This is a genomic window from Enterococcus raffinosus, assembly GCF_001886185.1.
Lineage (GTDB): Bacteria > Bacillota > Bacilli > Lactobacillales > Enterococcaceae > Enterococcus_A > Enterococcus_A raffinosus.
The window spans coordinates 109,998-124,539 of sequence record NZ_JXLA01000010.1; the positions used below are offsets into that span (position 1 = coordinate 109,998).

The 14,542-nt window shown below is 35.0% G+C and carries 14 protein-coding genes; 13 read left to right on the plus strand and 1 reads right to left on the minus strand.

Features of this window, described 5'->3' with window-relative positions:
* From RV13_RS07340 to RV13_RS07400, 13 genes are all read left to right on the plus strand, one after another.
* Complete coding sequence (locus RV13_RS07340; RefSeq protein ID WP_060789110.1) at positions 1 to 1,395, plus strand: O-antigen ligase family protein; 1,395 nt, start codon at positions 1 to 3, stop codon at positions 1,393 to 1,395.
* 52 nt (positions 1,396 to 1,447) lie between these two features.
* Positions 1,448 to 2,398 carry an NAD-dependent epimerase/dehydratase family protein gene (locus tag RV13_RS07345; protein WP_060789109.1) on the plus strand — a complete coding sequence of 317 codons (951 nt, stop codon included), beginning with the start codon at positions 1,448 to 1,450 and terminating at the stop codon, positions 2,396 to 2,398.
* 144 nt (positions 2,399 to 2,542) lie between these two features.
* Positions 2,543 to 3,481 carry a glycosyltransferase family 2 protein gene (locus RV13_RS07350; RefSeq protein ID WP_060789108.1) on the plus strand — a complete coding sequence of 313 codons (939 nt, stop codon included), beginning with the start codon at positions 2,543 to 2,545 and terminating at the stop codon, positions 3,479 to 3,481.
* Positions 3,478 to 4,677: a hypothetical protein gene (locus RV13_RS07355; protein WP_249024464.1), complete on the plus strand. Its 1,200-nt coding sequence runs from the start codon at positions 3,478 to 3,480 to the stop codon at positions 4,675 to 4,677. Before RV13_RS07350 ends, RV13_RS07355 begins: the two co-directional genes overlap by 4 nt.
* Positions 4,674 to 6,386 (plus strand): DUF6020 family protein, encoded by a 1,713-nt coding sequence (locus RV13_RS07360; protein WP_060789107.1) that lies wholly within the window; start codon positions 4,674 to 4,676, stop codon positions 6,384 to 6,386. Before RV13_RS07355 ends, RV13_RS07360 begins: the two co-directional genes overlap by 4 nt.
* 699 nt (positions 6,387 to 7,085) lie before the next feature.
* Complete coding sequence (mltG, locus tag RV13_RS07365) at positions 7,086 to 8,228, plus strand: endolytic transglycosylase MltG (RefSeq protein WP_174520504.1); 1,143 nt, start codon at positions 7,086 to 7,088, stop codon at positions 8,226 to 8,228.
* A gap of 95 nt (positions 8,229 to 8,323) precedes the next feature.
* Positions 8,324 to 8,803 (plus strand): transcription elongation factor GreA, encoded by a 480-nt coding sequence (greA, locus tag RV13_RS07370; RefSeq protein ID WP_010745974.1) that lies wholly within the window; start codon positions 8,324 to 8,326, stop codon positions 8,801 to 8,803.
* Positions 8,804 to 8,940: 137 nt separating this feature from the next.
* Positions 8,941 to 9,663 (plus strand): cell wall-active antibiotics response protein LiaF, encoded by a 723-nt coding sequence (liaF, locus tag RV13_RS07375; protein ID WP_060789106.1) that lies wholly within the window; start codon positions 8,941 to 8,943, stop codon positions 9,661 to 9,663.
* A complete protein-coding gene (locus RV13_RS07380) occupies positions 9,660 to 10,757 on the plus strand; it encodes a sensor histidine kinase (RefSeq protein ID WP_028020456.1) in 1,098 nt (365 codons plus the stop codon). Before liaF ends, RV13_RS07380 begins: the two co-directional genes overlap by 4 nt.
* A gap of 33 nt (positions 10,758 to 10,790) precedes the next feature.
* Positions 10,791 to 11,423 (plus strand): response regulator transcription factor, encoded by a 633-nt coding sequence (locus tag RV13_RS07385; protein WP_010745977.1) that lies wholly within the window; start codon positions 10,791 to 10,793, stop codon positions 11,421 to 11,423.
* A gap of 104 nt (positions 11,424 to 11,527) precedes the next feature.
* Positions 11,528 to 12,193: a potassium channel family protein gene (locus RV13_RS07390; protein ID WP_028020455.1), complete on the plus strand. Its 666-nt coding sequence runs from the start codon at positions 11,528 to 11,530 to the stop codon at positions 12,191 to 12,193.
* A 12-nt stretch (positions 12,194 to 12,205) separates the two neighbouring features.
* Entirely contained in the window at positions 12,206 to 12,499 is a 294-nt protein-coding gene (locus RV13_RS07395; RefSeq protein WP_028020454.1) for a HesB/YadR/YfhF family protein, read from the plus strand.
* A gap of 11 nt (positions 12,500 to 12,510) precedes the next feature.
* Positions 12,511 to 13,443 (plus strand): glycosyltransferase family 2 protein, encoded by a 933-nt coding sequence (locus RV13_RS07400; protein WP_028020453.1) that lies wholly within the window; start codon positions 12,511 to 12,513, stop codon positions 13,441 to 13,443.
* A 64-nt stretch (positions 13,444 to 13,507) separates the two neighbouring features.
* Here RV13_RS07400 and RV13_RS07405 read toward each other — a convergent pair whose 3' ends face one another.
* Positions 13,508 to 14,455: a phosphoglycerate dehydrogenase gene (locus tag RV13_RS07405; protein ID WP_028020452.1), complete on the minus strand. Its 948-nt coding sequence runs from the start codon at positions 14,453 to 14,455 to the stop codon at positions 13,508 to 13,510.
* Between the last annotated feature and the right edge of the window lie 87 nt (positions 14,456 to 14,542).

Genomic DNA, 14,542 nt, shown 5'->3' on the forward strand with positions numbered 1-14,542 from the left:
TTGAGTTATATAGGTTCTAAAATAAATTCTTGGCGTGAATATTACTTATACTTGTTTTTTATAGGTATGGTTATTCGAGCTATCAATTTTTATAGCTTACTACCACAAACATTTGATAGTATTTTCTTTAGAATATTAGGTATTTTAGGTATTTTGTTACTCCTGTTAGATGTGTTTGTAAATATAAGAGGAAGGAATTTTCCGTATAATATACTATTGTCCTTGTATATAGTGATTTTAGTTATTACAACCTTTGTTAACAGACAATATGGAATGAGCGAAAATTTAAAAACTATAATGTGGGCTGTATTACAATATTTTGTGATTTACCAGTTTGCATTTGACAATCCCAATAACGAAGTTTTTTTTAATAGAATTAGTTTGAGTTTTATATATAGTTGGTTCGTTTTGTCTATGTCTTCGATGGTGCTATTTTTTAGTAAGTTTGGATATGAGAAGTATTATGATGCTAGGCATAGAATTAGAGTGGGATTTTTAGAATCTCGTCTGTTCGGGGTGTATTCTGATATAAACAATGGAGCTATAGCTGCTTTAGCAGTGATAGTTTTGTCTTTGTTTTTTTTGTATCATAAAAGAGTACGTGGTGTTTCAAAAGCTATATTGATGTGTAGCTTACCGTTACAATTTATATATATAGTTTTGAGTGGATCTAGATCCACCTATTTGATAAGTATAGCAGTTTTGTTTATAGCTATATTTATAATTATGATAAAGAAAAAAAATATCGATAACTATTTTTATAGATTTTTAAAGGCCAGTTTTTATTCTATTCTATCCATAACTATGCTAATAGGAATATACAATGGAACAAAATGGGGGTTCCAAGAAATATTACCGCATTTAAAAGGGATTAATTTAGATAAATCTACAGCTAATTTTAGTGGGAACGAAGTTAATGTAAATAATTTCCCTAATGATTCTTTGGTGAGAAAGGATGTAGCCGAGAATGCAGATGTTTCGAATGCTCGTCTAACAATATGGAAGAGTGCATTTGATTTGTTTAAAACGAATATGGTAATTGGAATATCTCCCAAAAATTTAGTTACATACGCGCAGGAAGTTCTTCCGAATGGCTACATTGCTAAGGTAGGAATTGCAATTCATAATGCGTACTTAAATATTTTAACTTCCACAGGTATACTTGGATTTATAACATTTTTTTCCTTTTTATTACGAAGTTTTATTCTGAATATAAGAAAAATTTCAAAGAAAAGCTTTCAAGTTTCTAACTATAGATTCTTTTATTGTTTGATCCTGTTAATGTATGCTTTGTATGCATGTTTAAATAATGAGTTAGTATATGAGAATACTGTCGGAACTTTCATTTTTTGGCTATTTTTAGGTCGAGTGAATAGTGCGAATAACATCGATTAATAGTAGAAATTATTAGTAGAATTTGTAAGTATAAATGAAATGAGGGATTAATATGCAAAACTATCTTATAACTGGCGGTGCTGGCTTCATAGGCTCTACATTAGCGAATCATTTATCCAAAGAAAATTCAGTAATAGTAGTTGATGATCTATCTATGGGAAAAAAACAGAACTTAGATAACAATTCAAATCTCAAATTTATCAATGGTTCTGTTACAGATGAGTCACTCATGCAAGAAGTTCTTTCAAATAATACGTTTGACTATATTTTCCATTTAGCAGCAATTGCTAGTGTGGCTGATTCTGTTGAGAGACCTGTGGAAACGCATCAAATCAATTTCGAAAGTGTTCTAATGTTGTTAGAGTTGATCAGAAAGTACCAAAATAATTTGAAGCGTTTAGTCTTCAGTTCATCAGCCGCAGTGTATGGTGATGAACCCACGTTACCTAAGAAAGAAGAATCAGTAATTCGGCCTTTGACTCCGTATGCAGTTGACAAATTTGCTGCTGAACAATACGTGTTGGATTACAATCACCTATATGGTGTAAATACAAGCGCGGTACGCTTCTTTAACGTTTATGGACCAAACCAGAACCCAGAATCACCATATAGTGGTGTCATTTCAATTCTGGTTGATCGGTATAAAAAGATACAGGAACAAAAGGATACAGAGTTTACGCTGTTCGGGGATGGATCACAATCTCGTGATTTTGTTTTCATTGAGGATGTCATTCAAGCATTGTTGTTAGTAGCAAGTAAAGAGGAAGCGTTAGGTAAACAATTTAATGTTGGTACTGGTAGTGCGATTACTTTGAATGAGTTGATTGACGTTATCGATGAAGCACTAAATGTAAGGTTAACTGTTAGGAACGAGCCTGAGAGAGAAGGCGACATTAGAGATTCAGTTGCTGATATTTCTAGATTGAAGGGATTAGGTTATCAACCTAACTTTAGTGTTCAAGAAGGCATGAAGAAATATTTGAAATCTGAAAACTTGATTTAATGTGGGAAGTTAACTTGAATTGGTCCATAAATTCAAGTTAATGTCCTTTTTTGTAGATACTTCAATTTCGTTTGATTACGTATGGAAATAATTTGGGAACTTTAGTATTCTAGTATTAGCGTTTATTTTAAGGAGATTAGTGAAATGACAGAAAGTATTGCAATATTGCTTCCTTGTTATAACGAGGCGATGACAATTAAAAAGGTAATTAATGATTTTCAAAAAGAACTACCAAGTGCAGATATTTATGTTTATGACAATAATTCAACAGATGACACATATCAGATTGCATTGAATGAGGGAGCAATCGTTCGAAAAGAACCAAGGCAAGGTAAAGGAAATGTAATACGTCAAATGTTTTTTGACATTGAGGCAGACTTCTATTTAATGGTAGATGGCGATGATACTTATCCAGCAGAAGCCTGTCACGAGTTATTAAGAGCTTTAAAAGAAAATCGTGCAGACATGGTTATTGGTGATAGATTATCCAATGGAACATATTTTAACGAAAATAAGAGAGCTTTCCATGATTTTGGGAATAACTTAGTTAAAAATTCAATCAATTGGCTGTATAAAGCTAATATTAAAGATGTGATGACTGGTTATAGAGGTTTCAACAGGCTGTTTGTTAAGAGTTTTCCTGTCATGAGCAGTGGTTTTCAAATTGAAACTGAATTTACGATTCATTCTTTAGATAAGAGATTTAAGTTAGTTGAAATACCTATTGATTACCGCGATCGACCAGAAGGAAGTGAGTCTAAACTAGATACTTTTTCTGATGGAATTAAAGTTTTAATGACAATTTTTAAGATGTTCAAGGATTATAAACCGCTATTTTTCTTTTCTATATGGTTTTTGGTGTTTTTCGTATTAAGTATATTAGTGGGTATCCCGGTAATTACAGAGTTTGTACGTGATGGCTTCATAAGCAAAATTCCATCTGCAATTTTGGCCACAGGTTTAATGACTCTCTCGTTGTTACTTTTAGTAACTGGGTTGATATTAGATACGGTTGTTACTAACGATAAAAAAGATTACGAATTAAACTTGTACCGTATTTATGCGACAAGGAACGTAAAATGAAGAAAATTATAAAATTATTAGGTGGTCTACTCATATTTTACGTATTTGGAATGACACTGACTTATATGATTCCCAGTAAAAGTATAAATGAAAACGTAGCAGACTCCATGGCAGCATTAAATAAAGAAAAAGAGTATCCTTCGGTGAATTTATTTGATGAAAAAGCTACTAGATTAGATAATTTTACAGATAAAATAATGATTGATAAAGCCAGAGGAACAAAAGAGAGTTCTATAAAACAAGGAATGTTTGTTAATGGCTATCCCAGGTACTGGCATGGTTATCAAATCTTTTTAAGACCGTTGTTAATAGTATTTAATTATTCAGTGATTAGACAGATTTATGGTTTAATTTTAGTTTTATTGATAGGTATAAATTTTTATTTATATTTAAAAAAACTAGATATATTTATAGCGTTTAGTTTTTTGTCTAGTTTATACTTTATAAGAACTTACATCTTCTTCTTAAGTATGCAGTTTTCAAATGTATTCTTCGTGATGCTAATTTTCAATATGTTTTTGTTGAAAAATTCCGAGAAGGATATTTCTAATAAACAGTATTTTCTCTATTTTTTAACTATTGGTTCATTAACAAACTTTTTCGATTTATTGACAGTACCTTTAGTTACATTAGGAATTCCTTTAATTACAGTATTTTATTTAAATTTGAAAAAGATAAGTCTTTCTAGTGAAATTTCTTTTAACTATTTGAAATCTATCTTACTTAATTCTTTTTCTTGGGGAATAGGATATGGAATAACTTGGTTGAGTAAGTGGCTACTCGCATCATTAGTTTTAAGAAAGAATATTTTAGCAGATGCGTTTAGAACTATCATTTTCAGAACGGAAGGGGATAAGAATGTTCCTCTAAATAGAATTTATATGTACGAAAACAATATAAATACTATGTTCAATAAATTCTATGTAGTCCTCATAGCATGTACGATTATTCTTACAATAATAATACTTATAAAGGAAAGAGAGCATATAATAAGTAGAATCAGTTTGAATAGCCTATATATATTGTTAATGGTTGTATATCCTTACATTTGGTATACTGTTTTAGCAGGACACTCACAGGTTCATTATTGGTTTACTTATAGATTGCAAATAATAGCTGTCTTTTCACTATTGTCTTTTTTATCCTATATTATCAGCTCCCTTTTCAATTCTAAAAAAAAGGAAATAGAAATATGATTGACTCTTTAGGTAAGAAAAACATACTGACTATTTTTAGTCTGTTTTTGGCAGTGTTGATTTTAGGAATCCTTACTAAATTAACTCTTTTTAAGACTATATTTCTCATATGTTTGATAATGATCTTAAGTCCTTTTAATAAAAAAAGTAGTTTTAAGACTTATCAATATGTCTTTTCTGGATTACTAGCTATATTGTTTGCTTTAGGAAATCAAATTCACTTTACTTTTGTTAGTGCGTTCCCTAAGGATAATTATATCCAAAACAATTTCGTTAAAATGTTTTTAGTTTTTATTTGTGCTTTTTTTATTATTGCTTTCATTTTAAATTGCCTAGATTGTTTAATTAACACTAAGGAAATTTTTACTGAGAAAAAAAAATGTAATATCTTTTTTTTGAATAATCCTATAATAGTTTTCCTGTTACTTTTAGTTTTCTGGGGACCATATTTACTCTCGTTGTACCCAGGAACTGTATTACCTGACTCATTAAGCTCAATAAATCAGGCATTAGGTAATCAACAACTTTCTAATCATCATCCAATTGTTTTTACATTATTTTTAAGGTTTTTTATTAGAACTTTTTCTTTTCTAGGATTGAACAAATCTATTTTTATTTACACATTAACGCAAACGACTATAGTAGCTGGTATTCTAACTTACTTTATTTTTTGGCTTAAAAAATATAGTATATCCTCTTACATGAGATTACTATTTTTATCTTATTTTGCTTTTGCTCCAGTTTTTCCTATCTATGCTTTGAATGTTCAAAAAGACACGCTGTTTTCTAGTTATTTATTTTTGTTCTCACTAAAATGTATAGATGTGATTGTTGCTAAGAAACAAAGTAATTGGATGATGGCTACCTTAGTAATTTCTGGAGTATTAGCTACCTTTTATAGAAATAATGGATTATATATAGTATTTATAATGATGATTGTTTTGTCAGTAGTATTAATTAGGAAAAAAAAATATTGTCAAAGTATTTCTATTTTTGGTGCCTACTTTGCTATTACCTTCCTTATGATTAATCCTTTAATATCAAAGTATTCTGTTCCAACAGCTATGGCCGAATCATTTGGTGTGCCACTGCAACAAGTAAGTAGAACTGTAGTTTTGAAAGGGGATATAGGTAAGGAAGACAAAAAGTATCTAAATCAACTATTACCTATCTCTGAGTATGAAAAGTATTCTCCTATGTTAGCTGACTCGATTAAGTGGAATCCGAAATTTAATAATCGGTTGTTGAACGATGAGCCATTAAGATTCATAAAGGTATGGGCACGATTACTACCAAAAAATTTTAAAACTTATATAGATGCCTACTTACTCAACACATATGGTTTTTGGGCTCCATTTGAAAAAAATTATTATGGATTTTTAGATACTCGAGTTCAAAATAATGATCTGAAAATAAAACAAGTTGATTTGATAAAGCTTGCTACAGGAAGTAATGTAATGCAACAGGTTATAAATAAACGGAATTTTTTTGGTTCAGGTACACTCCTATGTTTGATGATTATTGGTTTTTACATTTATTGGATACAAAAAAGAAAGATCTTATGGATAGGTTATCTCCCAAGTTTTTTAACATGGTTATCGATAATGGTTGCAACACCTGTGGCATTTAGTCTCAGATATGTGTTCATTTTAGCCATATCATTACCCTTGTTTTTCTGTTTGCCTTTTTTAAAACTCAAAGCAAGTTAGAAAATCTATAATTTCCTTAACTAAATAAATTTTACATTTCACTCCTCTTTCATTTCATGTATAATGGTTTAAGTTATGACATGAAGTAAGGAGGAGTTGTTTTTGTCTGAGGATCAAAACCAACACTCAGAAGAAGGATCTTTTAAAGAGCAGATTATGCGGGCTTTAGAAGAAGGTCGAAAAAATCGTGAAGCTGACGCAACAAAGAAAACGCACACGAGACCGGAATCTTCGAAAGTAAAAAAAGATGCAAACGACGATGACGATTTGGCTTCGTCCTATGAGCGTTTATTTGGTAATAGACGAGATAAGAAGGATACAACTGCCTCTGAGCAGAAGTCTGAATCATCTGAAAAGGAAATAAAAAAAGAGAAGCCACCAAAAGAGCCAAAAACAGAAGCGGTTCCGAAAAAAAAGGTTTCCGATAGTGATCCTATTTCAAAGTCTGAAGAACGAAAAGAAAACAAACGAATTAAGGCTGAGAAAAAGAAAGCTATTGAAGAAGAAAAGAAATCTTCTAAAAATCAGAATAAAAAATCAACCACGCATTCTAACGATTCAAGAAAATCTGCGACAGCAGTTCCATCAAAAAAGGAATCGAAAGCAGAAAGTGAAAAAGAATCTCTTACGAATGAGCATGTGGAAGAAGAACCATCAATTTTCCAGCGAATTGGCGAGAAATTTGAAGAATTACGTCAAATGGATGAGGAATTTGATGGGGATTTAAGTGAGGAGAGCAACTTGAAACGAGCAGAACGTCGCAAAGAGGATCGAGTCGTCCGAAAGATAGTTTATATATTGACGATTGGCATTTTGATCGTCGCAGGCATTCTAGCAATCTCAGGATACAATTACGTGAGCGCTGGATTGAAGCCGTTAGATAAAAATGATAAAAAATTAGTCCAAGTAGAGGTACCTAGTGGTTCATCTAACCGTCAAATCGGGGATATTTTAGAAGATGGTGATGTTATCCGAGATGGGATGGTCTTCAACTTTTACACGAAATTCAAAAACCTGACCAATTTCCAAGCAGGGTATTATCAATTTTCACCAAATATGACTTTGGATCAAATTAGTAAAGAGCTGCAGCAAGGTGGAAGTGCTGAACCATTGGATGACGCTTCTAAATTAACAGTTCCTGAAGGCTATGATGTTGATAAAATCGCAAGTTTAGTTGCGAAGAAGACCGACTTCAAGAAAGAAGATTTTATCAAGGTAATGAAGGATGAGAAATTCTTTGATCAGTTGAAGGCACAGTATCCAGACTTACTGACAGATGCTGGTAATGCCAAGGATGTTCGCTATCGTCTAGAAGGGTATCTATTCCCTGCAACTTATAACGTGCATAAAAACAGGAGTCTGGAAGACTTAGTGACGCAAATGGTTGATACAACCAATCAAATTCTGACGCCTTATTATAGTCAAATTAAAGAAAAAGGGTTAAATGTTCAAGAAGTAATGACCTTAGCTTCACTAGTTGAAAAAGAAGGAGTTACGCAGTCGGATCGTAAGAAGATTGCACAGGTCTTCTTTAATCGGATTGAAGCTCAAATGCCTTTACAGTCAGATATTTCTATTCTTTATGCGTTAGGTGAACACAAAGAAGTTGTAACTATCAAGGATACAGAAGTAGATTCACCTTATAACCTTTATACGAACACTGGTTATGGACCTGGACCATTCGATAATCCAAGTCAAGAAGCAATTCAAGCAGTCCTTGATCCAACTGAGAATGATTACATTTACTTTGTTGCAGACATTTCAACAGGAAAAGTCTATTATGCGAAGACGTATGAAGAGCATATGGAATTAGTCGAAAAATATGTCAATAAAGAGAAATAAACAATTTACAATACAGTAATTACGTGGTAATCTTTTGTGGATTAAATCTATAAAAGATTACCTTTCGTAATTTAGTTGATTGAAGGAGAAGAAAAATGGTAGAAAAAACATATCCGATGACTCTAGAAGGAAAAGAAAAGCTAGAGCAGGAATTAGAAGAATTGAAAACAGTAAAACGTGGAGAAATCATTGAACGAATTAAGATCGCCCGCAGCTTTGGCGACCTATCAGAAAACTCTGAGTACGAATCTGCGAAGGACGAACAAGCCTTTGTTGAAGGCCGTATCAGCACTTTAGAAAACATGATCCGTTTCGCACAAATCATCGATAACGAGAATGTAGATTCTGACGAGATATCAATCGGAAAAACAGTGACTTTTGTAGAACTGCCCGATGATGAAGAAGAAGAGTACACGATTGTCGGAAAGGCGGAAGCAGATCCGTTAACTGGAAAAATCTCAAATGACTCACCAATTGCTCAAGCGCTGATTGGTAAAAGTGTTGGAGACGTTGTGACGATTGCGACACCGGGCGGAAACATGGAAGTTAAGATCACAAATGTGAAACAAAACTAGAAATGCATGAAAGAGGCGCTTGTCGCCTCTTTTCTTTTATGTTCGGATGTGAAAGAGGTTGCGACCTTAGACCGATAGTATTCCGAGTGTAAAAAAAGTAGAATAAGGTATAAATAAAAGTTGGGAGGAAAGATAAAATGAAAAGTCCATGGCGCTTTTTCATTGTAATTGAAGCCTTACTTGCAATTTTCTTATTATGGCAACTATCTTCAAATCCTGCGATGTTGATCATGTTACTCTTTGGAGTATTGAATATATATTGGGCATTGCGCAAACATCGCCGAAGTAAATTCCAATTGATCTTAGGCTCAGTGATTCTGATCATCTGTCTAGTGAATAGTCCCGCGACTTGGTTGATGTTGATTTTTGCTGTCATATTCCTTGGTTTGAAGGGCTTTGAAATTGCAGGTATTTCAATACCGAATCATTCTCTGAAGAATAAGAAAAGTATTGTGATGGTTGAGACGACGGATCCGACTAGCTACAATGGAGAACGAAAAAAACAAAGCTGGATTGGCAATGATCGAATTGGTACACAGGTCTTTGAATGGGACGACATCAATGTGGCGATCCTAGCTGGCGACACCATTGTCGATTTAGGAAATACCTTATTGCCAAAAGAGGACAGTATCGTGATTGTCCGTAAAGGCTTTGGTCGAACCCGCATTCTAGTGCCTTATGGGATTGGTATTCTTTTTGAACATGCGACTCTATATGGCAAGGTTGAATTTGATGAAGAAACGCAAGTATTGCGCAATGAAACGATTAAAATGTATAGTGAAGATTATGATGAAAGTCCCCGCAGATTAAAAGTCATCACGAATACCTTAGTGGGGGATGTCGAGGTGATTCGCGTATGATGGGAAAATACTCCCGTTTACAAGTCTCCTTGTATTCTGGCCTGATTTCCTTTTTACTGATTCTCACGACTCTCTTTTTGTATATGTACGCTATTGGGAAAAAGCAATTGTTTGCACAATTGTTTATTGCACGAATTTTCTATATTCCCTTATTTGTACACATAATTGTGATCGCTTTGACCGTAAGTGCGGTGGTCTACTTTTTAGTCACCTTTATAGAAAAACGTCAACTTGGGAAAATTGAAGGGAAATTACAAAGTCTTGCATCCGGTAATTACGATCAGCCTTCATTAGATGTGGCTATCTCACAAAATAAAGAAATGCTTTTAGTGGATCATGATATCAAGCGAATCAAAGAGAAGCTGGTCAGCATGTCACGAGAGTTGCAGCAATTAAGCAGTCAGCCACAAATGGTAGACGGAACGACCAAGGAAAAGATTTTAGAAGAGGAACGTCATCGCTTAGCACGAGAGCTGCATGATTCGGTCTCTCAGCAGCTGTTTGCGGCTATGATGATGATGTCCGCGTTAAATGAACAGTCGCAACATTCTGAAGAGTTAGAACCCTATAAGAAGCAATTAGCAATGGTTGCTGATATTATCAATGCGGCTCAATCAGAAATGCGAGCATTGCTGCTGCATTTGCGTCCGATTAGTTTAGAAGGAAAAAGTTTACGACAAGGAATCGAGCAATTATTAAAAGAGCTGCAGACAAAAATTCAAATTCAGTTAAAATGGGATGTACAGGATATTTGTGTTTCTGCCAGCATTGAAGATCAATTATTTCGAGTGGTACAAGAATTGCTTTCCAATACACTACGCCATGCAAAAGCGAATGAACTGGAAGTATATTTAAAAATAGTCGGGCAGAACATTTTGTTACGCGTAATAGATGATGGTGTTGGCTTTGAATCAAAAGATGAGCATGCAGGTAGCTACGGCCTCCGTAATATACGTGAACGTATCGCTGGTGTCGGTGGTTCAACGAAAATCATTAGTTTTAAAGGGCAAGGAACAAGCATCGAGATCAAGGTTCCTGTGGTCGCTGATACAAGTGCTGTAGCGGATAAGTTATTAGAAAATCAAGCAGAGTAGAAGAATACATTAATAGGAATTAGGAGGCAAAGGATGATACGAGTATTATTAGTTGATGATCATGAAATGGTTCGATTAGGCGTTTCTTCTTACCTATCGATTCAATCAGATGTCGAAGTGGTAGGGGAAGCTGAAAACGGCGAGGAAGGCTATGAAAAGGCGATGGACCTTCGACCCGATGTGATTTTGATGGACTTGGTGATGGAAGTAATGGACGGCATCGAGTCAACGAAGAAAATATTGAAAGATTGGCCCGAAGCCAAGATTTTGATTGTAACTAGTTTTATTGATGATGAAAAGGTCTATCCAGCTATCGAAGCTGGAGCATCTGGTTATTTACTTAAAACGTCGACAGCTCATGAAATCGCCAATGCTATCCGTAAGACCTATAATGGCGAACGTGTTTTAGAGCCTGAAGTAACCACCAAAATGATGGAACAACTATCTAATCGTAATCGTCATGTTCTCCACGAAGAGTTGACAAATCGCGAACAGGAAATTCTATTACTGATTGCACAAGGGATGAGTAATCAAGAAATTGCGGATGAATTATTCATTACGTTGAAAACGGTGAAGACACATGTTTCCAATATTTTAGCAAAATTAGAAGTTGAAGATCGTACACAAGCTGCGATTTATGCCTTTAAGCACGGGTTGATAAAATAGAGAGTCATTCTCTGTTTTATTGACCCGCTCTTTGTTATACTAAGACATGTAAGTTTTAACGGGCATCAATCAAATAAAAATTTTCGAATAGTTAAGGAGATAGCATGAAACAAAGTTTTGTCATTATTGGTTTAGGAAGATTTGGCGGAAGTATTTGCCGCACATTGGTTGAATCGGGTCAAGAAGTTTTGGCTATTGATAGCAGTGAAGACCGAGTAAATGAGTATATGAATATCGCGACCCATGCGGTAGTTGCGAACGCACAAGATGAGATGACGCTTCGTTCTCTTGGTATCCGAAATTTTGATCATGTGATCGTGGCGATCGGTGAGGATATCCAAGCGAGTATTTTGGTAACCTTAATGGTCAAGGAAATGGGTGTGCCTAATATTTTGGCAAAAGCTCAAAATGAGTATCATGCTCGTGTGTTAGAGAAGATTGGTGCGGACCGGGTTGTTCATCCTGAACGAGATATGGGCCAACGAATTGCACACAATCTAGTTTCAAAGAATATTTTAGATTATCTTGAACTTTCAGATGAATTTTCCTTAGCGGAAATCAATGTGACCAATCGCAAGTTTTATGGAAAAACATTGGATGAACTCGATTTTCGTCAACGATTTGGTTTGAATGTCGTAGCGATTCGACGGGATAATCAAGATCCAATCGTAACGCCCCCTGCTGAAGAGGTCGTACAGAAAAATGATCATTTAGTAGTAATTGGGCGAGATGAAGATGTGGATTATTTAGATGAGAAAATGAATGGATAGGTGGGTTTCAGCATGAAATTAACGATAACGCCTCAAGCGCAAGAATGGTTCAACCGAGAACTAGAATTAGCAGAAGGCCAAGGTATTAAATTCTATGGAAAAGTATATGGAAAAACACAGGTTCATGATGGTTTTTCTGTTGGGATGTCTGTGGATATTCCAGAAAGTCCACTTGTAGAAACTAAGGTAGCCGATCAACTTTTCTACATCGAAGAATCAGATGAATGGTTTTTCAAGGGATACAATTTAGTAGTGGATTACGATTCTGAACTAGATGAACCTAAGTACGATTTTAATCAAGTTTAGGAGTGACTCGAATGATATCAGTAATTGTTCCTTGCTTTAATGAAGAGGAGGCTATTCCTCTTTTTTTTGCAGAAATGGAAAAAACGAAAAAAAAAATAGCTCATGATTTTGAATATATTTTTATTAACGATGGTTCGAAGGATGGAACGCTAGAGGTTCTTCGAGAATTAGCCCGAAAGCATAAAACTGTTCGCTACATTTCTTTTTCGAGAAACTTTGGGAAAGAGGCTGCTTTATACGCTGGACTGCAAGCGTCTAAGGGAGATTTAGTTACAGTAATGGATGTGGATTTACAAGATCCTCCGGAATTATTACCGCAAATGGTTGAAATGATTGAGACAACAGACATAGACTGTGTAGGCACAAGACGAGCAGATCGAAAAGGAGAGCCGCCTATTCGAAATCTATTTGCTAAGGCGTTCTATCACTTAATCAATCGAATCAGTGAAACAGAGATGGTGGATGGAGCTCGAGACTATCGTTTGATGACGCGTCAAATGGTAGATGCAGTGTTAGAATTGACTGAGCATAATCGTTTTTCCAAAGGTTTATTTAGCTGGGTTGGTTTTAATACGGAGTATATTTCCTTCGAGAATCATGAACGTGTAGCTGGGAAGACATCATGGTCATTTTGGGACCTATTTAATTATTCAATTGATGGGATTGTAAATTTCTCAGATGCGCCTTTAAATATTGCATCTTTCGTTGGGGCCTTTTCCTGTGTGGCATCAGGAATTGCAATGCTTTTTATTATTGTACGTGCATTAATTTTTGGTGATCCAACTTCTGGTTGGCCTTCATTGGTGACGATTATTCTATTCATCGGTGGTGTGCAGTTACTTTGTATCGGTATTATTGGTAAGTACATCGGGAAGATTTTTATGGAGACAAAAAAACGGCCGGTTTATATTGTTAAAGAGACTGAAAAAAAGTTGGAGCAGTGAGCCTAACTCAGAACACAGCAAAAGCAGGTATTATTCTCAGAAGCTGAGACTAATACCTGCTTTTTTAATACCCTCGCTCCAACTCTACCTGATTCACCGACAACTCTTTATTCTCCACATAAGACTTTAGATTAGCCAAGAAGATTTTCATAAATTTATTTTGGAAATCGACAGTCATACCTGAGATATGAGGGGTGACCAATAGATTGTCAAATTCCCATAATGGACTTTCTTTTGGTAAAGGTTCCTCTTCAAAGACATCAAGAGCTGCAAAGGCGAAGTGTTTTTCTTCGAGTGCGGCTATCAATTCTTTGGTATGAACGGTATCTCCTCGTCCAACATTTATAAATACAGCAGATTTTTTCATCTTCTCGAAAATATCACTGTTGAAAATATGATAGGTCTCATGTGTTCCAGGTAAGATTCCTACCACAATGTCCATTTCAGGGACAATCTTTGCCAAATTCTTGATGGAGTAGGTCTCGATGAATCCTTCAGCCGGATGTCCAGTGGTATTGATTCCATAGACATTTACACCTAGGCTGTGAATCGATTTTGACAATTGCTGACCGATGTGTCCCGTACCAACGACTAATAAGTTTTTTCCAGCTAACTGGTCGTAGTGAATGGTATCTTGGACCCAGTCTCTTTGTTCTTGAGCTTTGACGGCTTGGGTTAAGCCACGATAATAGCTGAGTAGAACACCAATAGTATGTTCACTGATAGAGAGGGCATGAATGCCGCTGCCGTTAGATAATAAAACTCCTCGATCAGAAAATTCATTCAAAGGTAGATAATCAACGCCTGCAGAAATTGATTGGACCCATTTTAACTGTGGGGACTGAAGCAATGCTTCGCTATACTTCTTTGACCAGCCGACAGAAATTTCTACCTCTTGCAGTTCTTCCTCGTTAAGCGAGGTTTTTATCTGATAATCAGTAGCAATGGTTTGAATCTTTTCAATAAATTCTTCGCGAAATTCGCGCTGTAAGTAAATAATTGGTTGTGACATAGGACTTCCTCATTTCATTTTTACTTGAAATCTCGCATTCATTTTAACAAAAATAGTGAAGTAACACATCCACCCGTGAGAACGGGT